General features: G+C 34.6%; 20 protein-coding genes. 19 read left to right on the top strand and 1 reads right to left on the bottom strand.

The window, feature by feature from the left end; genetic code table 11:
• The first annotated feature begins 306 nt into the window (after positions 1–306).
• The 17 genes from rpmH (at position 307) to QUE18_RS13580 (ending at position 15,797) form a co-directional block, all read left to right on the top strand.
• Positions 307–441, top strand: coding sequence for a 50S ribosomal protein L34 (rpmH, locus tag QUE18_RS13660; RefSeq protein ID WP_008392981.1), 135 nt, complete (start codon positions 307–309; stop codon positions 439–441).
• Positions 442–490: 49 nt separating this feature from the next.
• A complete protein-coding gene (gene rnpA, locus QUE18_RS13655; protein ID WP_008392982.1) occupies positions 491–829 on the top strand; it encodes a ribonuclease P protein component in 339 nt (112 codons plus the stop codon).
• Between the two features lie 6 nt (positions 830–835).
• On the top strand, positions 836–1,078 hold the full coding sequence (gene yidD / locus QUE18_RS13650; protein WP_008392984.1) for a membrane protein insertion efficiency factor YidD: 243 nt from the start codon (positions 836–838) through the stop codon (positions 1,076–1,078).
• Positions 1,075–2,076, top strand: coding sequence for a YidC/Oxa1 family membrane protein insertase (locus QUE18_RS13645; protein ID WP_008392985.1), 1,002 nt, complete (start codon positions 1,075–1,077; stop codon positions 2,074–2,076). The genes yidD and QUE18_RS13645 overlap by 4 nt, the downstream gene beginning before the upstream one ends.
• Before the next feature lie 2 nt (positions 2,077–2,078).
• Complete coding sequence (gene jag, locus QUE18_RS13640) at positions 2,079–2,885, top strand: RNA-binding cell elongation regulator Jag/EloR (RefSeq protein WP_008392986.1); 807 nt, start codon at positions 2,079–2,081, stop codon at positions 2,883–2,885.
• Between the two features lie 48 nt (positions 2,886–2,933).
• Positions 2,934–4,310, top strand: coding sequence for a tRNA uridine-5-carboxymethylaminomethyl(34) synthesis GTPase MnmE (gene mnmE, locus QUE18_RS13635; RefSeq protein ID WP_009203094.1), 1,377 nt, complete (start codon positions 2,934–2,936; stop codon positions 4,308–4,310).
• 2 nt (positions 4,311–4,312) lie between these two features.
• Positions 4,313–6,196 (top strand): tRNA uridine-5-carboxymethylaminomethyl(34) synthesis enzyme MnmG, encoded by a 1,884-nt coding sequence (gene mnmG, locus QUE18_RS13630; RefSeq protein WP_008392988.1) that lies wholly within the window; start codon positions 4,313–4,315, stop codon positions 6,194–6,196.
• A 3-nt stretch (positions 6,197–6,199) separates the two neighbouring features.
• The gene (gene rsmG / locus QUE18_RS13625; RefSeq protein WP_008392989.1) at positions 6,200–6,910 is read left to right on the top strand and encodes a 16S rRNA (guanine(527)-N(7))-methyltransferase RsmG; all 711 of its coding nucleotides are present in this window, start codon (positions 6,200–6,202) and stop codon (positions 6,908–6,910) included.
• A 59-nt stretch (positions 6,911–6,969) separates the two neighbouring features.
• Positions 6,970–7,722, top strand: a complete 753-nt coding sequence (locus QUE18_RS13620; protein WP_009203093.1) for a hypothetical protein — start codon at positions 6,970–6,972, stop codon at positions 7,720–7,722.
• A 12-nt stretch (positions 7,723–7,734) separates the two neighbouring features.
• The gene (gene argS, locus QUE18_RS13615; protein ID WP_009203092.1) at positions 7,735–9,420 is read left to right on the top strand and encodes an arginine--tRNA ligase; all 1,686 of its coding nucleotides are present in this window, start codon (positions 7,735–7,737) and stop codon (positions 9,418–9,420) included.
• Between the two features lie 284 nt (positions 9,421–9,704).
• Positions 9,705–10,475 carry a ParA family protein gene (locus QUE18_RS13610; RefSeq protein ID WP_008392992.1) on the top strand — a complete coding sequence of 257 codons (771 nt, stop codon included), beginning with the start codon at positions 9,705–9,707 and terminating at the stop codon, positions 10,473–10,475.
• Positions 10,475–11,395: a ParB/RepB/Spo0J family partition protein gene (locus QUE18_RS13605; RefSeq protein ID WP_008392993.1), complete on the top strand. Its 921-nt coding sequence runs from the start codon at positions 10,475–10,477 to the stop codon at positions 11,393–11,395. Before QUE18_RS13610 ends, QUE18_RS13605 begins: the two co-directional genes overlap by 1 nt.
• Before the next feature lie 12 nt (positions 11,396–11,407).
• Positions 11,408–11,899, top strand: a complete 492-nt coding sequence (locus tag QUE18_RS13600; RefSeq protein ID WP_008392994.1) for a DUF4446 family protein — start codon at positions 11,408–11,410, stop codon at positions 11,897–11,899.
• A gap of 12 nt (positions 11,900–11,911) precedes the next feature.
• On the top strand, positions 11,912–13,198 hold the full coding sequence (serS, locus tag QUE18_RS13595) for a serine--tRNA ligase (protein ID WP_040343972.1): 1,287 nt from the start codon (positions 11,912–11,914) through the stop codon (positions 13,196–13,198).
• A 113-nt stretch (positions 13,199–13,311) separates the two neighbouring features.
• Complete coding sequence (locus QUE18_RS13590; protein ID WP_009203090.1) at positions 13,312–13,980, top strand: response regulator transcription factor; 669 nt, start codon at positions 13,312–13,314, stop codon at positions 13,978–13,980.
• Positions 13,977–14,993 carry an ATP-binding protein gene (locus QUE18_RS13585; protein WP_008392997.1) on the top strand — a complete coding sequence of 339 codons (1,017 nt, stop codon included), beginning with the start codon at positions 13,977–13,979 and terminating at the stop codon, positions 14,991–14,993. The genes QUE18_RS13590 and QUE18_RS13585 overlap by 4 nt, the downstream gene beginning before the upstream one ends.
• 18 nt (positions 14,994–15,011) lie before the next feature.
• On the top strand, positions 15,012–15,797 hold the full coding sequence (locus QUE18_RS13580; RefSeq protein WP_008392998.1) for a histidinol-phosphatase HisJ family protein: 786 nt from the start codon (positions 15,012–15,014) through the stop codon (positions 15,795–15,797).
• A gap of 77 nt (positions 15,798–15,874) precedes the next feature.
• Here the strand turns inward: QUE18_RS13580 and QUE18_RS13575 are convergent, their stop codons facing one another.
• The gene (locus tag QUE18_RS13575; protein ID WP_008392999.1) at positions 15,875–16,225 is read right to left on the bottom strand and encodes a cupin domain-containing protein; all 351 of its coding nucleotides are present in this window, start codon (positions 16,223–16,225) and stop codon (positions 15,875–15,877) included.
• Between the two features lie 177 nt (positions 16,226–16,402).
• Here QUE18_RS13575 and QUE18_RS13570 point away from each other — a divergent pair, with 177 nt between their 5' ends.
• Both QUE18_RS13570 and QUE18_RS13565 read left to right on the top strand, forming a co-directional pair.
• A complete protein-coding gene (locus tag QUE18_RS13570) occupies positions 16,403–17,170 on the top strand; it encodes an ABC transporter ATP-binding protein (protein WP_008393000.1) in 768 nt (255 codons plus the stop codon).
• On the top strand, positions 17,160–19,208 hold the full coding sequence (locus QUE18_RS13565; protein WP_009203089.1) for an ABC transporter permease: 2,049 nt from the start codon (positions 17,160–17,162) through the stop codon (positions 19,206–19,208). Before QUE18_RS13570 ends, QUE18_RS13565 begins: the two co-directional genes overlap by 11 nt.
• Positions 19,209–19,362 lie beyond the last annotated feature (154 nt).

Below are 19,362 nucleotides of genomic sequence, written 5' to 3'. Positions count from 1 at the left end.
TGCCCACATATTGTGGATAAGTTGTTCCACATTATACACATGTCAAAAAACGAGAAAAAACAAAGGAATTTGACAAATACTGTGTTTATAATTCACATTTTATCACCAAGTTATACACAAGTTATCTACAAATTGTGGATAACTTGCGCGTAAAACACAATATATATGAAATTCTATAAGAAAGTGAAAAAAGCGTAGAATTTACTTGACTTTTTGGAGTTTCTCTGTCTATAATAGGAGTGATGTTTTTACGAATATATTATTCAGATATATAATCATAAAATTTTGTTAAGGAGGTGTTTTAGCATGAAAATGACATTTCAGCCAAAGAAAAGACAGAGATCTAAGGTTCATGGATTTAGAAAAAGAATGAGCACTGCAAACGGAAGAAAAGTTCTGAAGAGCAGAAGAGCAAAAGGAAGAAATAGATTATCAGCTTAGGTCGCAGAGATGTGACCTTTTCTTTTCTCTATTAATAAGGAAGAGAACCATGAAAAATTATCATTCATTAAGAAATAACAGAGAATTCCAGATGGTATATAATGAAGGAAACTCCAAAGCCAACAGGTACTTGGTCCTTTATTATAGGAAGAATGATCTAGAATATAACCGTCTGGGAATATCAGTAAGTAAAAAAGTAGGAAATAGTGTAGTCAGACACAGAACTACACGCTTAATTCGTGAAAGCTATCGTTTGAATCAGGATAATTTGAAAACAGGATATGATATGGTAGTAATTGCAAGACAAACTGCAAAAGGACAGAATTACCATACAATTGAAAGTGCATTTCTACATTTGATAGATTTGCATCATCTGAAGAAGAGTTGATTACAATTGAAGAAGATTTTAATATCCATTATCAGGTTTTACAGAAAATATTTATCGAGATTAAAGGGAAGAGGAACATGTATATATGTTCCGACTTGTTCGGAATATGCCATAGAAGCATTGGAGAAACACGGGGTTGTCAAAGGAAGTCTTTTGGCAATTTTTAGAATATTAAGATGTAATCCATTTTCAAAAGGCGGATATGACCCTGTTCCGGAAGTAAGGAAAGGAAAAAGGTGCAAAAAATGATGTTATTGGCACAAGCCCAGCAGAGCACGGGTAACGGAGGAATCTTAGCTCCGTTTGTAATTATTTTTGGTTGGATCATTCGAGCAATCTATGATGGATTAGCTGCAATGGGAATCTATAATGTCGGTTTATGTATTATTTTATTTACATTGGTTTCTAAATTGATCTTATTACCTGTTACTATGAAACAGCAGAGATCTATGAAGATCAATCAGCATATGCAGCCAGAGATTAATAAGATTACAAAAAAATATCGTAATAAAAGAGACCAGGCATCTATGATGAAACAGCAGGAAGAGATGCAGAAGGTTTATGCAAAATATGGTTCAAGTCCAACAGGTGGATGTTTACCAACATTAATTCAGTTTCCGATCATCATGGCACTGTATTATGTAATTCGTGGAGTTAATACTTATATTCCTCAGATCGCAAGAGATGTACAATTTAAACCAAACTTATTCTTAGGTATGGATTTAAATTCAGCACCAGGATTCAGATTAACACCATTATTGATCATTCCAGTATTATCTTTTATCTTCCAGTTCTTAAGTGCAAAGACATCTATGTCTACAACACAAATGGATGACAGCACACCAGGAGCAGGAATGACAAAAAGTATGATGTACACAATGCCTTTAATGTCATTTGTAATGTGTATTTCATTACCGATCGGTATCGGTCTTTACTGGTCAGCAAGTGCATTATTCCAGTATATCCAGCAGGTCGCTTTTAATTATCATTATGATCATGCTGATATGGATAAGATTATTGAAAAGAGCCGTGAGAAGGCTGCAAAGAAGAAAAAGAAAAAAGGACCTTCTCTATATGAAAAGATGTTAGGAATGCAAGCAGAACAGCAGGGACAGCAAGGAGCAGATTCTAATATCAAGAAGAGTGCAAACCTGAAATCAACACAGAATATTGAATATTCAGGAAATTCTAAAGGAGGAATTGCTTCAAAAGCAAATGCACTCAATAAAAACAAGGGAGGTAAATAAGGATGTCAGCAAAGAGATTTACTGGTAAAACTGAATCTGATGCAGTTATGAATGCTGCAATGGAGTTAGGAATTCCAAGTACAGACCTCAAGTATACAGTGATCGATTCAGGTAGTAATGGATTTTTAGGGTTATTTAAGAAACCTGTGATCATTGAAATTAAAGAAGAAGAAAAAGAGACAGAAGTTATGAAGTCTCAGACAATAGAAAAGGAACAACCAAAGAAAAAAGCTGAGAAAAAGCCATCAAAGAAGGTCGATGAGAAATCAAATCGTCAGCCTAAGAAGAGTCCAAAGGTGAAAGATGAAGTTCCTGTAAAGGAACCAAGAAAAAATAAGACACCAGAAAACATTGATCAGATCGTCAAAGATACAGAGAAGTATTTAGATGAAGTATTAAGAGCAATGGGACTTGATCCAAAGTTGAATCTTTACTACAACCGCAGAGATAACGTATTAAACATCAATGTATCTGGAGAGAAGATGGGTGCATTGATCGGTAAGCATGGACAGACACTGGATGCCCTGCAGTATCTTATAAGTCTTTATGTGAATAAAGAAAGCGATTCTTTTGTAAAGATCAAGCTTGATACAGAAAATTATAGAGAAAGAAGACAGCAGACTTTAGAGAAATTAGCTGGAAGCATTGCTTATAAAGTAAAGAAGAATAAGAAACCTATTTACTTAGAACCAATGAATCCAAATGAGCGTAGAATCATCCATTCTGCATTGCAGAGAGATCCAGAAGTGATCACAAAGAGCGAAGGTAAGGATCCTTATCGTAAAGTTGTTGTTATGCTTAAAAAATAAGATATAGGGCTGCCTTAATTTAGGCAGCCCTTTTTTGAGGTATATTATATGAAATCAAATACGATTGCAGCAATTGCCACTCCAATGACTAACAGTGGGATTGGAATTATCAGGATCAGTGGAGATGAGGCACTTGATATTATTGAAAAAGTATTTAAACCGAAGAAAAAAGATAAGAAGATCAAAGATGTAAAGACATATACGGCACATTATGGACATGTCTATGATGAAAGCACATTGCTAGATGAATGTATTGTATTAGTTATGAAAGGACCTCATTCTTATACAGCAGAAGATGTTGTTGAGATTAACTGCCACGGTGGTGTGGTTGTTATGAAGAAGGTTCTGGAAGCAGTATTTAAGGCAGGAGCAACGCCAGCTGAGCCAGGAGAATTTACAAAGAGAGCATTTTTGAATGGAAGGATCGATCTTTCTGAGGCTGAAGCAGTTATGGATCTAATTCAGTCCAAGAATGAATTTGCAATGAGTACATCTTTAAAGCAGTTAGAGGGTGCGTTAGGAAAGAAGATCACAGAGATTCGAAAACAGATCATTCACAGTGTGGCGTTTATTGAATCTGCATTAGATGATCCGGAACATTACAGTGTGGACGGATTTTCAGATGAATTGAAAGATCAAGTCGAAGTGATCATAAATCAGTTAAATGCATTTTTGGAGAATGCTGATAATGGAAGAATTCTGAAAGAGGGAATTCAGACAGTTATCGTTGGGAAACCGAATGCTGGAAAATCATCTGTGTTAAATGTATTACTTGGAGAAGAACGAGCGATCGTCACAGATATTGCAGGAACAACAAGAGATACGTTAGAAGAATCTATTCAGATTAAAGGGATTCCGTTGAATATCATTGACACAGCAGGAATCAGAGATACGAATGATCTCATTGAGAAGATCGGTGTGGATAAAGCAAAAGATTTGTTGACAAAAGCGGATCTTGTATTATATGTTGTGGATACTTCAGATCCATTAACAAAAGATGATGAAGAGATTATGGAGCTGATTGAAGATAAGCAGACAATCGTATTATTAAACAAAGCAGATCTTGATCAGGTGGTGAAGGTATCAGATCTCAAAGAAAAAGGATTTGAGCAGATTGTGCAGATTTCAGCCAAAGAGCAGACTGGAATTGAAGAATTGTATCAGCTGATCCAGGATATTTTCTTTGAAGGACATGTATCCTTTAATGATGAGATTTATTTGACGAACATGAGACATAAAACAGAAGTAAGTGAAGCTTTAAAGAGTCTTGCTATGGTGTTGCAGAGTATTGAAGATGGAATGCCGGAAGACTTCTTCTCCATTGATCTTTTGGATGCATATGAGCATTTAGGATTTATCACAGGAGAATCTGTGGGAGAAGATCTGGTAAATGAGATTTTTGCAGAATTTTGTATGGGTAAATAAAGATGAATAATTTAGAAGAAAAATATGATATTATTGTTGTAGGTGCAGGTCATGCCGGATGCGAAGCTGCACTTGCAGCAGCCAGAATGGGATTTGAAACGATTTGTTTTACAGTAAGCATGGATAGTGTTGCATTGATGCCATGTAATCCCAATATTGGAGGAAGTTCCAAAGGACATCTGGTAAAAGAAATTGATGCATTGGGCGGTGAGATGGGTAAAAATATTGATAAGACTTATCTACAGTCTAAGATGTTGAATAAATCGAAAGGGCCGGCAGTGCATTCTTTAAGAGCACAGGCAGATAAGAAGATGTATTCTATTTCCATGACACAGGTGATGGGAAATACACCAAATCTTACACTTCGTCAGGGCGAAGTTACAGAGATTCTTGTTGAAGATGGGAAGATCAAAGGTGTTAAGACATATTCAGGAGCTGTTTACTATGCAAAAGCTGTTGTCTTAACGACAGGAACATATTTAAAGGCGCGCTGTATTTATGGAGAAGTCAGCAATCATACAGGACCAAATGGACTTCAGGCAGCAAATTACCTGACAGATTCCTTGAAGAGTCATGGAATCTCCATGAGACGATTTAAGACAGGGACACCAGCCAGAATTGATAAGAATACGATTGATTTTTCTAAGATGGCAGAACAGTTTGGAGACGAGAGAATTGTTCCATTCAGTTTTACAAATAAGGAAGAAGATATTAAGAGAGATCAGATTTCCTGTTGGTTAACTTATACGACGGAAGAAACACATGAGATCATTAAAGAAAATATTCACAGATCACCGTTATTTTCTGGTGCAATTGAAGGAACAGGACCTAGATACTGCCCATCGATCGAAGATAAGATCGTGAAATTTCCAGATAAGAATAGACATCAGGTATTTATTGAGCCAGAGGGCGAATACACGAATGAGATGTATGTTGGTGGTATGTCAAGCTCGTTGCCGGAAGATGTACAGTATAAGATGTATCACAGTGTGCCAGGATTAGAGAATGCTAAGATTGTGAGAAATGCTTATGCAATTGAATATGATTGTATTGATGCGACACAGCTAAAAGCTTCATTGGAATTTAAAGAGATTGACGGGTTATTTTCTGGTGGGCAGTTTAATGGAAGTTCAGGATATGAAGAGGCAGCAGCACAAGGTCTGATGGCAGGTATCAATGCTGCACGCAAACTGCAAGAAAAAGATCCAATTATTTTAGATCGTTCACAGGCTTATATTGGAGTTTTGATCGACGATCTGGTAACAAAAGAAACACAGGAACCATATCGTATGATGACATCAAGAGCAGAATATCGATTGTTGCTTCGTCAGGATAATGCCGATCTTCGTCTGACCAAGATCGGATATGAAGCAGGACTGATCAGTCAGGAAAGATATGATAAATTATTAGTAAAAGAACAGCAGATCGAAGATGAGATGAAACGACTAGAGGATATTAATGTGGGTGCGTCTAAAAATGTGCAGTCATTACTTGAAGAGCTTGGAAGTACAACATTAAAATCATCTGCTAAAATGACAGAACTGATCCGTCGACCGGAGCTTACTTATATGGATTTGGCACCAATCGATCCAGAGAGACCAGAGTATGATCTGGATGTTCAGGAACAGGTAAATATTAATATTAAATATGAAGGATATATCAAACGCCAGCTGTCACAGGTAAAACAGTTTAAGAAGATGGAAAAGAAGAGAATTCCGGAAGATATTGATTACGAAGATGTTGGAAGCTTACGAATTGAAGCGAAACAAAAGTTATCAAAGATCCGCCCATCTTCCATCGGACAGGCATCTAGAATTTCAGGAGTATCACCAGCGGATATTTCTGTATTACTGATTTATCTGGAACAGATGCACCACAGGAGATAACAGATGGAGAGATTAAGAGAAAAAGCAGCTGCATTTGGAATTAAATTGAGCGATCATCAGTTAGAGCAGTTTGAAACATACTATGAGATGCTTGTTGAGAAGAATAAAGTGATGAATCTGACAGCAATCACAGAGAAGAATGAAGTGATCGATAAACACTTTGCTGATAGTCTTGCATTGATCAAGAGTGGAGTTTCTTTAACTGGTCAGAAAATTCTTGATATTGGAACAGGTGCGGGATTTCCAGGAATTCCATTAAAGATCGCATTTCCAGAATTAGAGATTGTGTTACTGGATTCTTTAAATAAGCGTATTAAATTCTTAAATGAAGTGATAGAAGCACTTGGACTTGAAAAGATTACAGCAATTCATGGAAGAGCGGAAGATTTTGCAAAACAAAAGGAATATAGAGAACAATTTGATTATGTTGTTTCAAGGGCTGTTGCCAATCTGACAGTTTTATCAGAATATTGTCTTCCTTATGTAAAAGAGGATGGATATTTTCTGCCATATAAATCAGGAGATATTAAAGAGGAAGCAGCAAATTCAAAGAAAGCAGTGAAAATTTTAGGCGGCAGCATTGAGGATATTATTTCTTTTGAGATTCCGGATACGGATATGGCGAGAACGATCTTAAAGATTCATAAGACAAAAGCAACACCAAAACGTTTTCCGAGAAAAGCAGGATTGCCGACAAAAGAACCGATTTGCTAGAAGTTTATACTTTCATTTCTTTTCCTTATCGTTTATGATAAAAAGAAAGTGGGAAAATTATGGAAAAAAACAAAGATAAAAGTCACCTGATCGATCAGTTATATGACTATTTGGAAGAACAGATTCAGGAATTGAAAACTGATCGAAATCAACTGAATCATAAGATGCAGGATATGATTCAGGAGAAGAATGAAAAAGAAGGTGCGATCAATAATCAGCAGAAGATTTATCAGATCCGAAAGGTATTTTCTCCGCTTCCACTGGAGATTGAGGAGGAGAAGCAGCCTGTTTCTGAGGATATGATTCAGATTGAGAAAGAGATTCATGAATTTCAGATGATCCTGCGTGAAAAAGAAGAAAAGATAACAAAATTACATGATTACCAGAAGGGACTGGAAGAGACTTGCCTTTTTGCAGAAGAATTTGTGGAAAGGGAAGATCAGAAAATATTGTTTGTTCCAGCATTTGAACAGTTGATGGGATATGTTAAGAAACTTTATCCAACACAACGTATCAATTATCAGGATTCATCAGAGAGCTCAAAAGTATGCATGACATTTTCATTTTTAAAAGGTTTTCAGGCAGTGTTGGAGAGTCTTTTAAATGAGATAGGTGTTTTTGTTCTTAATTTTGAAATGAATATTGATGAGTATAAAATATTAATTAATATTGAAGCGAAACCAAAAGTTATAAAAAATGCAAAAGATTTCTATGAGAAGCGTTCTGTTTTAGAAAATAAACTAACAAAAGAATTTTCTATTGAACGATGGAAAACAAATGCAGTGGTGATCCAGACTATGATAGAGATGTAGAAAGGGAAGATTATGAGAAATAAAGTTATTGATCTACTAGATCAAACAATTGAAGAATTAGATAAAGAAACAATTGATGGGATTCTTGAAATACCACCAAAAGATGATATGGGAGATTTTGCATTTCCATGTTTTCAGTTAGCAAAAGTATTTCGTAAAGCTCCGAATATGATCGCAACAGAGATTGCAGAAAAGATTCCTGCAAGTGAAGATGTATCAAAAGTAGAAGCAATGGGACCATATGTAAACTTCTTCTTGAATAAAGAGAATTATGTAAAAGAAGTACTGGCAAAGGTAAACGGTACTTATGGTGCACAGGAAATTGGAAAAGGAAAAACAGTATGTATCGATTATTCTTCTCCAAACATTGCAAAGAACTTCCACGTTGGACATTTAAGAACAACGATTATTGGAAACTCTTTATATCATATTTTTGATAAGCTTGGATATAAGGTAGAAAGAATTAATCACTTAGGTGATTGGGGAACACAGTTTGGTAAACTGATCGTTGCATATAAAAAATGGGGCAGTAAAGAAGCTGTAGAAGAAAAAGGTATTCCAGAGTTATTAAGAATCTACGTAAAATTCCATGAGGAAGCAGAGAAAGATGATACATTAAATGATCAGGCACGTGAATGGTTTGCGAAGATGGAACAAGGAGATGAAGAAGCTTTATCTATCTGGGAATGGTTCAAAGATATCAGTATGGTAGAATATAAGAGAATTTATAAGATGCTGAATATGGATTTTGATCATTATACAGGAGAAAGTTTCTATCGTGATAAGACAGCAGCAGTTGTAGAAGAATTAAAAGAAAAGAATCTGCTAAAAGAAAGTGAAGGAGCAATGATCGTTGATCTTGATGAATATGATATGGCTCCTTGTCTGGTTATGAAGAAAGACGGAAGCAGTATTTATGCAACTCGTGATCTTGCTGCTATTTTCTATCGTAAGAAAGAATATAACTTTGATAAATGTATTTATGTTACAGGATTAGAGCAGAAATTACATTTTGCTCAAGTATTTAAAGTTGTTGAGTTAATGGGATATGAATGGGCTAAAGAAAACTTAATTCATGTACCTTATGGATTAGTAAGTTTAGAAGGTGGAAAACTTTCTACAAGAAGTGGTAACATCGTATATGCAGAAGATATCTTAAAAGAATCAGTATCTAAGATCAGAGAAATTATTGCAGAGAAGAATCCAGATCTGAAGGATAAAGAGGATGTTGCACAGAAAGTTGGAATCGGAGCAATTATCTTTAATGACCTATATAATCAGAGAATTAAAGATGTAACATTTACATGGGAGAAGATACACAGCTTTGATGGGGAAACAGGTCCTTATGTTCAGTACACATATGCACGTGCGGCAAGTGTATTAAGAAAAACAGGAATCACAGAAGTTGGAGAGATCGATCCATCTTTAGTAACAGATGAAACATCTGTTGCATTATTAAAAGAGATTGAAAGATTCCCTGAAGTGATCAAGGTGGCAGCAGATAGATTAGAACCATCTGTAATCTCAAGATATGTAATGGGAGTAGCTCAAAGTTTTAACCGTTTCTATCATGAAAACCAGTGTAATGTGGAAGATCAGAAGTTAAAAGAAGCGAGAGTTAAGATTGTGATCTTAGCAAAACAAGTAATTAAAGATGGTTTGGATCTGTTAGGAATTCAGTGTCCTGAACAAATGTAATAAAATCAAATTTGAGTAAATAAATAGCAGATGATAAGATTTTAAAAAATATGTGGAATTATGGAGTGTTCTTATTTGTGAAGACACTCCATTTTTCTTCTTGAAAAATAGTAGTATGCATTGATTATTTAATAAATGTTTCACGTGAAACATTCAATATAAAAACGAAAAGAATCTTAATAGTTATAAAAGCGAAATTGCACAAAAATTAATAAATGTTTCACGTGAAACATGTAGCAATGAAAAATAATTAGTGTTATAATATTGTTCAAAAGGAGAAAAAAATGGGAAGAATTATTGCAATTGCCAACCAGAAAGGTGGAGTTGGGAAGACAACGACAGCGGTAAATCTTTCGGCAGCATTAGCTGCAAGAGGAAAAAAGACTTTACTCGTTGATATGGACCCACAGGGGAATACCACCAGTGGCTTGGGATTAGAAAAAAACGAGCTGGATAAGACAACTTATGAGGTGATCACAGGAGAAGAGAAGATACAGAATTGTATCGTTAAAGACTTGTTTGATAATTTATCCTTACTTCCAGCAAATCGAAATCTGGCCGGAGCCGAGATCGAATTGATGACCGTTGATAAGATGCAGTTCATCATGAAACATAATCTTGAGAAAGTAAAGAAACAATATGATTTCATAATTATTGACTGTCCGCCAGCATTGGGAATGCTAACGGTTAATGCGATGACAGCAGCGAATACAGTGATCGTTCCAATTCAATGTGAATTTTATGCATTAGATGGATTAACTCAGTTGATCTATACGATTGAATTGATTCAGAAGAGTTTGAATCCAGATCTTACAATAGAGGGTGTTGTATTTACAATGTATGATGCCAGAACAAATCTGTCATTGCAGGTTGTTGAGAATGTAAAATCATATTTGAATCAGAATATTTACAAAACGATCATCCCAAGAAATGTACGTCTGGCAGAAGCACCAAGTCATGGACTTCCAATCAATTTGTATGACCCTCGTTCTTCAGGAGCAGAAAGTTACGACCTTCTGGCAGAAGAAGTTATCGAAAATGGAGGTGAAAATTAATGTCAGCAAAAAAAATGGGACTTGGAAGAGGTTTAAATACGCTGATTCCAAAAGCACCAATCGTTGACGAAGAAGACGTTGAGCAGGTAAAGAAAAAAGTTTCGAGATCGTCGAAAACAAAGAAAAAAGAAGAAACGAAAAAGGAACTTACTTTGCCAATCGATAAGATTGAGCCGAATCCAGATCAACCAAGAAATCAGTTTGATGAGGATACGTTGCAGGAACTTGCAGATTCTATTAAACAGTATGGAATGTTACAGCCAATCCTCGTTACTCCAAAGGATGATTTCTATGAGATCATTGCAGGGGAGAGAAGATGGAGAGCTGCAAAACAGGCAGGATTGAATGAAGTTCCAGTTATGATCAGAAAATACAATGAAAATGAAATTGTAGAAATTGCACTGATTGAAAACATTCAGAGAGATAACTTAAATCCAATCGAAGAAGCAATGGCTTATAAGCGATTGATGGAAGAGTTTGAATTAAAACAGGATGAAGTTGCGACGAAAGTAAGTAAGAGTCGTGCATCAATTACCAACTCATTAAGACTTTTAAAACTAGATCCAAGAGTACAGAAGATGCTAGAGGAAGAGATGATCAGCACAGGACATGCAAGAGCTTTATTAGCAATCTCAAATAAGGATAAACAATATGAAATTGCTCAGAAAGTTTTTGATGAAAAATTAAGTGTTAGAGACATTGAAAAGCTGGTAAAAGATCTGAAGAAAATCAAAAAAAATAAAAAAGAAGAAAAAGATGTTCATGATTTCCTTTACACTGAATTAGAAGAATCTATGAAACAGATTTTAGGAAGTAAAGTCAGTATCAAAAATAAGAAGAATAATAAAGGAAAAATAGAAATTGAGTATTATTCACGCGATGAGTTAGAACGTATCGTGGATATGATCAGATCAATTTAGGAGGAACATAAGATGACAGATTTTTTTAACAGTGTAGGCATGGAATATGTAGTGATTGGTCTTGCAGCAGCATTACTTTTAGCACTGATTCTTGTGATCGTTGCTTTAGTAAAAGTTGGGAAATTAAAAAAACGATATGAAAAGTTTTTATCTGGGAAAGATGGAAAATCGTTAGAGGAAAGTATCGTTAAAAGATTTGATAAATTAAATGAGATCATTGTGGAACAAGACTTTCTTGAACAGGAAATACAGAGAATTGACGAAGAGCATAAGAGTAGTTTTTCTAAGATGGAAGTCTATAAATATAATGCATTTTCTGATATGGGTGGAGAAACAAGCTTTGTAATCGCATTACTTGACCATAATAATAATGGAACACTTTTAAATGGAATGAGCAGTCAGAATGCAACTTATGTCTATGCAAAAGAAATTAGAAATGGTGCTTCAAAAGTAGCATTATCAAATGAGGAAAAATTGACATTAGAAAAATGTATCAATAAATAATTGGAGGAAAAAATGTTAGATATTAAATTTTTAAGAGAAAATCCAGATGTAGTAAAACAGAACATCAAAAACAAATTCCAGGATCGTAAATTACCGTTAGTTGATGAGGTCATTGAACTGGATAAAGAAAACCGTGAGATCAAACAGGAAGTTCAGGCACTTCGTGCGGATCGTAATAAATTATCCAAACAGATCGGTGCACTGATGGGACAGGGTAAAAAAGAAGAAGCAGAAGAAGTAAAAAAACAGGTTACAGCATCTGCTGATCGTATTGAAGAATTAAGTGAAAGAGAAAAAGTTGTTGAAGAAAAGATCAAAGAGATCATGATGACAATTCCAAATATCATTGATCCATCTGTACCAATCGGAAAAGATGACAGTGAAAACGTAGAACTTGAAAGATTTGGTGAGCCAGTTGTTCCTGATTTTGAAGTTCCATATCATACAGAAATCATGGAAAGTTTTGATGGAATCGATCTTGACAGTGCAAGAAAAGTTGCAGGTAATGGATTCTATTATCTGATGGGAGATATCGCAAGATTACATTCTGCAGTCATTGCTTATGCAAGAGACTTCATGATCGATCGTGGATTTACTTACTGTGTACCACCTTTCATGATCAGAAGCAATGTTGTAACAGGTGTTATGAGTTTCGATGAAATGGATGCGATGATGTATAAGATCGAAGGCGAAGACTTATATCTGATCGGTACAAGTGAACATTCTATGATCGGTAAATTTATTGATACAACAACAGAAGAAGCAGAATTACCAAAAACACTAACAAGCTATTCTCCATGTTTCAGAAAAGAAAAAGGAGCACATGGTATTGAAGAACGTGGTGTTTACAGAATTCATCAGTTTGAAAAACAGGAAATGATCGTTGTATGTAAACCAGAAGAAAGCAAGGATTGGTATGAAAAATTATGGAAGAACACAGTTGATTTATTCCGTTCTATGGATATCCCAGTTCGTACATTAGAGTGCTGCTCTGGTGATTTAGCAGATCTGAAAGTAAAATCTGTTGACGTAGAAGCTTGGTCTCCAAGACAGAAGAAATACTTTGAAGTAGGAAGCTGTTCTAACCTTGGTGATGCACAGGCAAGAAGACTGCGCATCCGTATCAAAGGTGAAAATGGAAATTACTTTGCGCATACATTAAATAATACAGTAGTAGCACCACCTAGAATGCTGATTGCATTCTTAGAGAACAACTTAAGAGAAGATGGAAGCGTTGCAATTCCAGAAGTTTTAAGACCATATATGGGTGGAAAAGAATCTCTGCAGCCTAAAAAATAAGAAATAGAAATTCAAAAAGAGCGTCTCAAAATGTGAGGCGCTTTTTCTTTTATAAAGGTTTATGATATTATATACGATAAGGAAAGGTTTAAGGAAAGGTGATAAGGAAGCAAATGAAAGCAAAGATCATTATCGTGGAAGATCATGAACCAATTCGTAATGAATTAAAGATTTTGTTAAGTAAATATGGATATGAGATTATAGTGTTAGATCGTTTTGATACAGTTGTCGAAGATTGCTTGAGAGAAGATGTAGATCTGATTTTATTAGATATTAATCTTCCGTTTTATGATGGTTATTATGTGTGCAGAGCAATCAGAGAAAAATCAGAAGTACCGATCATTGTTGTTACAAGTAGGGATAGCGAGATGGATGAGCTAATGAGTATAAATCTTGGAGCGGATGATTTTATCACGAAACCATACAATACACAGATTTTGTCGGCAAGAATTTCTGCAATGTTAAAACGAACACACAAAGAAAAAGTAAATGATTTTTTACAATATCAAGGCTTGAAACTACAACTCAATAGCAGTACTGTTATTTATAAAGATCAGATAATCGAACTTAGTAAAAATGAGATGAGAATATTGTATACATTACTGCAACATAAAGAGAGTATTGTAAGCAGGAATCAATTAATGGAATCCTTATGGCAGTCAAATGAATTTATTGATGATAATACATTAACGGTGAATGTCAATCGTGTAAGGAAAAAATTAGAAGCAGCAGGACTGAAAGATTTTATAAAAACAAAAAGAGGGCAGGGTTATATGATATGAAAACCAAAGATTTTTTTAGAATGGAGTATGCCCAGATTCTGATATATATTGTATTTTTGGGATTATTGGAAGTGTTGCTTTTTATTTTTGAAGTGAATTATTTTCTTATGATATATTTGCTGCTGATCGGATTGATTCTGGAAGGAGTTTATTTATGCCAGCGGTATATGAAAAAATATCGGTATTATAAAAAAGTGAAAGCAAAACTGGATATACTGGAACAAAAATGCATGATAACAGAAATGTTAGAATTGCCAGATTTTGCAGAAGGAGAGTTTCTATATGAAATATTGCAGACGTGCAACAAGTCCATGAATGATGAGATATTGAAATATAAGATAGAGGCAGCAGGATACCGAGAATATATTGAGATGTGGATTCATGAAGTAAAAACACCATTGGCAGCAACAAGACTGATCCTTGAAAATCATCCAAGTGAGATAACACGGGCAATGGATGAAGAAATGCAGCAGATCAATTATTATTTGGAGCAGGCATTGTATTATGCGAGGAGTAATAGTGTAGAGAAAGACTATCTAGTGAAAGAGTTAAGTTTAAAAGAAGTGGTAGAAAATGCGGTAAAAGCAAATGCAAAAAGTCTGATCGGAAATAAGATAAAAATTAAAATAGAGAATCTGGATCAGAAGATCTTCAGCGATGAAAAATGGGTTTTATTTATATTAAATCAAGTTATCAGCAATGCAATAAAATATAAAAAAGAAGAAGCAGAAATATCATTTTGTGCAAGATGTGAAAAGAATGAAATACTTCTGGAAATCAGAGACAATGGAATTGGAATCTCACCAAAAGATTTGCCAAGGATCACGGACAAAGGGTATACTGGAACTACAGGAAGAAACTATCAAAAATCAACAGGGATGGGGTTATATTTGTGTAAGAAACTTTGCAGCAAATTACAACTAAGTTTTTACATCGAATCTAAAGAAGAAGAATACACGAAAGTAACAATCGGCTTCCCAAGAAATTCTATGATTTTTTTAAATGAAGAATGATCAGACAGGAGGTTTACAATGTTTGCAGATTATCATGTACATTCACATTTTAGTGAAGACACAGATTTCCCAATGGAACTTGAAATTCAGAAAGCGATCAAATTAGGGATGGATGAATTATGTTTTACAGAACATTCAGATTATGATGTGCCAACTGTCGTTAATTGTGATTATGATGCTTATTTTGAAGAAATGGAAAAAATGAAAGATAAGTATAAAGGGCAGATCACATTAAAGACAGGAATTGAATTTGGAATTCAGACGCATACGACGAAAGCGTATGAAGAAACATTCAGACAGTATCCGTTTGATTTTGTAATCTTTTCTTGTCATCAAGTTGAAAACAAAGAATATTGGAGACAAGAGCCACAGGAAGGAAAGACACAGTTAGAATACAATCGAAGGTATTATCAGGAGATTTTGGATGTTGTTAAAGTATACAAAGATTACAGCATTCTTGGTCATCTTGATGTGATCAAAAGATATGATAAGCAAGGAGAGATCGAATTTGAAAAGATTCAGGATCTGATCGAGCAGATTTTTGAAGTTGTGATCGCAGACGGAAAAGGAATTGAACTTAATACTTCAAGTCGTGCATATAAACTGAAAAGTCTAATGCCATCAAAAGAAATTCTGAAACTGTATCATGATATGGGAGGTAAGATCATTACGATTGGATCAGATGCACATAATGCAGACCGGATCGGTGACTGCGTAATGGAGTCACAGAAGATTTTAAAAGATATTGGTTTTGATGGAATTTATACTTTTGAAAAGATGAAACCAGAATTTCATAGATTTTAAGATAAATTAAAGAGGTGTCTATTGTTTTTAACAAATAGACACCTCTTTACATATGTGCTATATTTTAGATTTCAAGATTATTTATCAAGTAAGATTAGTGCCATAAATACAAGATCTTCGTCTCCGATATTCTCAATGGCATGTCCAGCTCCATCACATGTGAATGTAGTATCTCCTGGATGTACTTCATATTTTGTACCATTGTCATTATAAAGTCCTTTTCCCTGAAGGATATGGTAAGCTTCGCCTTCACCTTCATGAGTGTGATATGCAAGAGCAGAACCAGGTGGTACGATGACTTTTCCGAACAGACGACTGCTATCTTTCATTTCTTTTTCTGTTAAGAATTCCATTTTCTTTAATGGGTTATCAGAACCATTTGCATCAGGAATTGTGCCAATTTTTACATCTTCATTTTTTAAAAACATGTTGAGTCCCTCCTTTATATAGTCATGTTAAGTTTAGTATAGTAGCTTTTTGATAAAATAGCAATATGACAAAATTGTAAGTTTTGTGTAAGGAAGTTCGATGGATACGAAGATGATTTACTGGTATATTATAGACAAGACAATAAGAGAAACCAAAAAAGATAAGGAGATGGAAAAATGAGTTCTGTATTGAAAGTAGATAATATAGAAAAATATTATGGGAGTAAAGCGAATCTTACAAAAGCGATCGATCGTATCAGTTTTGAAGTGGAAGAGGGGGAGTATATTGGAATTATGGGGGCTTCCGGAAGTGGGAAGACGACATTATTAAATTGTATTTCAACAATCGATCAGGTGACTGCGGGAAATATTATGATCAATGGAATGGATATCACAAAATTGAAAGGAAAACATCTTTCAAGATTCAGACGAGAGGAATTAGGATTTATCTTCCAAGACTTTAATCTGTTAGATACATTGACAGCATTTGAAAACATTGCGTTGGCGCTTACGATCATGAAAATTCCTGCAAGAGAAATTGAAGACAGAGTCAGATCAATCGCAGAAAAGTTGATGATCACAGAAGTATTGAACAAATATCCATATCAAATGTCAGGAGGACAGAAGCAGAGAGTGGCAAGTGCCCGAGCGATGATTACAAATCCATCTCTGATCTTAGCGGATGAGCCAACAGGAGCTTTGGACAGCAAGGCGGCCAGAATGTTGCTTGACAGTATGGAAACGATGAATGTGGAATTAAATGCAACGATTCTGATGGTAACACATGATGCATTTACAGCCAGTTACTGTAAACGTATTTTGTTTATCAAGGATGGAAAGATTTTTAATGAATTGGTTCGAGGAAATGATTCGAGAAAACGATTTTTTGACCGTATCATTGAGGTTGTGACATTGCTTGGAGGTGACAGTACAAATGTATTCTAAGATCGCATTTAGTAATGTCAAAAAGAGTATCCGTGATTATACGATTTATTTTCTGACATTAACATTTGGAATTTGTTTGTTTTATATGTTTAATTCTGTTCAGGCACAACAGGCTGTCTTAAAGCTGAATGCAAGCCAGAAATCAATGATGCATCTAATGTCTGTGATCATTAATGGAATTTCTGTGTTTGTTGCAATTATTCTTGGATTTCTGATTGTTTATGCAAATCAGTTTCTAATGAAGCGGCGGCATAAGGAAATGGGAATCTATCTGTTGTTAGGAATGGAAAAACGACAGGTATCAAAGATTCTTCTGATAGAGACTTTATTGATCGGTGTTTTGGCATTGATCGCAGGATTGGTTTCAGGTGTGTTTTTATCACAAGGACTTGCGATGTTGACAGCAAAGATGTTTGCGGTTCAGATGAAAGAGTTTAAGTTTGTTTTCTCGCAAACGGCATTTATTCAGACTATTTTGTATTTTGCAATTATTTTTATTATTGTGATGATATTTAATGGAATTACGATATCAAAATATAAACTGATCAATCTGTTGAATTCAGCAAAGAAAAATCAGAAAACAAGATTAAAAAATCCTATATTGTCGGTCATTCTGTTTTTGATATCTATTGGGATTCTTGGAATAGCATATCATTTAATTCAAAAAAACCAGATGCTTGCTGTGGACAATGATTTTAAGATCAGCGTATTACTTGGTGTAGCAGGAACATTTCTCTTCTTCTTTTCGTTATCAGGATTCTTATTAGAATTGGCAAAAAGAAGTAAGAAATTTTATTATAATGGATTAAATATGTTTGTGCTAAGACAGATCAATTCAAAGATTACCACAACATTTGTTTCTATGTCAATGCTGTGTTTGATGCTGTTTTTAGCAATCAGTGCGTTTGCGACAGGAAGTGGATTGGCGTCTTCAGTGAAAACAGATTTAGAAGATATGACAAAGTTTGATTGTACTTTTTATGGATTATCGGAAAAAGGATATCAGGAAGAACAGCAGCAAAAGTTTATAAAGAAATTAGATGATCTTGGATTAACGATCAAAAAAGATGCAAAAGAAATTTTACCGATCACAATATATCAGAATGGTACATTTCGCAAATGCAGATATAAAATGGAGCCATTATTAAAGGGAAGAGAAAAGTATTCAGATTATACAAAAGATTATGTGAAGAAAATTTATGAAACTCCACTAACTTTTGCAAAACTATCTGAATATAATAAAATCCGAAAAGCAATCGGAGAAAAAGAATTAACCTTGAAATCAGATGAATATATATTGAATTGTGATTATGGCAATCTGATACCGATAATGGAAAAGGCAGCTAGTGATAAGCAAAAACTTACATTGGATGGAAAAACATATAAAATGAAATATGGCTTACAAAAAGATACATATATGGTAACAGCAGCTAAAACAGATATGGGAACAGTCATTTTAAATGATGAAATTATCCAGTCATTAAAGATTGATCATTCTACATTATATTTAAATCTGAACTGGAAGGGAAATGCACAGAAAGTATCAAGAAAATATACGGAATATTTAAAGCAGATGATCATAAATAGTAAGATGCCAAATTCACCATATTCAGCGATAATTTCAAAAGAGGAAGTATATGAACAGAGTACTGGGTTAAGTACGATCATTACATACATTGCAATATATATCGGTCTTGTATTTTTAATTACATGTGCAGCGGTACTTGCATTACAGCAATTGAGTGAGAATGCAGATAATATTGAAAAATACAAATTATTAAGTAAAATCGGAACTTCACAAAAAATGATCAATCACGCGATCAAAGCACAGATCATCTTATACTTCTGTTTGCCATTAAGTTTGGCATTGGTTCATTCATATGTAGGAATTAAAACAGCAAAAATCCTGATATCAACATTGGGACAGATCAATATAACGCAAGCAGCAGTACAGTCATTGATCCTTGTGATCGTAATTTATATTGGATATATGATCGCAACTTATCTAGGAAGCAAGAGTATGCTGAAAGAAAAATAGAGAAAGAAATGACAGAAGATCCAAATCTGTCATTTCTTTTTTTGAGCTATTAATAATGTTACCGGTTAATGTCTGTTTGGAAGCATTTAATTTTACAGTACCTCCTTATGTTCATTAGTATAAAAATCAAATGTGTTCAAATTATTTTGAAAAC

The organism is Anaerostipes hadrus ATCC 29173 = JCM 17467 (genome assembly GCF_030296915.1).
Lineage (GTDB): Bacteria > Bacillota > Clostridia > Lachnospirales > Lachnospiraceae > Anaerostipes > Anaerostipes hadrus.
Note: the sequence above shows the minus strand (reverse complement) of the source record. Positions and strands in the feature narration are given on the sequence as shown.

Coding starts and splice junctions, on each gene's coding strand:
- rpmH (WP_008392981.1), top strand. CDS start 307: ATGAAAATGACATTTCAGCCAAAGAAAAGACAGAGATCTAAGGTTCAT.
- rnpA (WP_008392982.1), top strand. CDS start 491: ATGAAAAATTATCATTCATTAAGAAATAACAGAGAATTCCAGATGGTA.
- QUE18_RS13645 (WP_008392985.1), top strand. CDS start 1,075: ATGATGTTATTGGCACAAGCCCAGCAGAGCACGGGTAACGGAGGAATC.
- jag (WP_008392986.1), top strand. CDS start 2,079: ATGTCAGCAAAGAGATTTACTGGTAAAACTGAATCTGATGCAGTTATG.
- mnmE (WP_009203094.1), top strand. CDS start 2,934: ATGAAATCAAATACGATTGCAGCAATTGCCACTCCAATGACTAACAGT.
- mnmG (WP_008392988.1), top strand. CDS start 4,313: ATGAATAATTTAGAAGAAAAATATGATATTATTGTTGTAGGTGCAGGT.
- rsmG (WP_008392989.1), top strand. CDS start 6,200: ATGGAGAGATTAAGAGAAAAAGCAGCTGCATTTGGAATTAAATTGAGC.
- QUE18_RS13620 (WP_009203093.1), top strand. CDS start 6,970: ATGGAAAAAAACAAAGATAAAAGTCACCTGATCGATCAGTTATATGAC.
- argS (WP_009203092.1), top strand. CDS start 7,735: ATGAGAAATAAAGTTATTGATCTACTAGATCAAACAATTGAAGAATTA.
- QUE18_RS13610 (WP_008392992.1), top strand. CDS start 9,705: ATGGGAAGAATTATTGCAATTGCCAACCAGAAAGGTGGAGTTGGGAAG.
- QUE18_RS13605 (WP_008392993.1), top strand. CDS start 10,475: ATGTCAGCAAAAAAAATGGGACTTGGAAGAGGTTTAAATACGCTGATT.
- QUE18_RS13600 (WP_008392994.1), top strand. CDS start 11,408: ATGACAGATTTTTTTAACAGTGTAGGCATGGAATATGTAGTGATTGGT.
- serS (WP_040343972.1), top strand. CDS start 11,912: ATGTTAGATATTAAATTTTTAAGAGAAAATCCAGATGTAGTAAAACAG.
- QUE18_RS13590 (WP_009203090.1), top strand. CDS start 13,312: ATGAAAGCAAAGATCATTATCGTGGAAGATCATGAACCAATTCGTAAT.
- QUE18_RS13585 (WP_008392997.1), top strand. CDS start 13,977: ATGAAAACCAAAGATTTTTTTAGAATGGAGTATGCCCAGATTCTGATA.
- QUE18_RS13580 (WP_008392998.1), top strand. CDS start 15,012: ATGTTTGCAGATTATCATGTACATTCACATTTTAGTGAAGACACAGAT.
- QUE18_RS13575 (WP_008392999.1), bottom strand. CDS start 16,225: ATGTTTTTAAAAAATGAAGATGTAAAAATTGGCACAATTCCTGATGCA.
- QUE18_RS13570 (WP_008393000.1), top strand. CDS start 16,403: ATGAGTTCTGTATTGAAAGTAGATAATATAGAAAAATATTATGGGAGT.
- QUE18_RS13565 (WP_009203089.1), top strand. CDS start 17,160: ATGTATTCTAAGATCGCATTTAGTAATGTCAAAAAGAGTATCCGTGAT.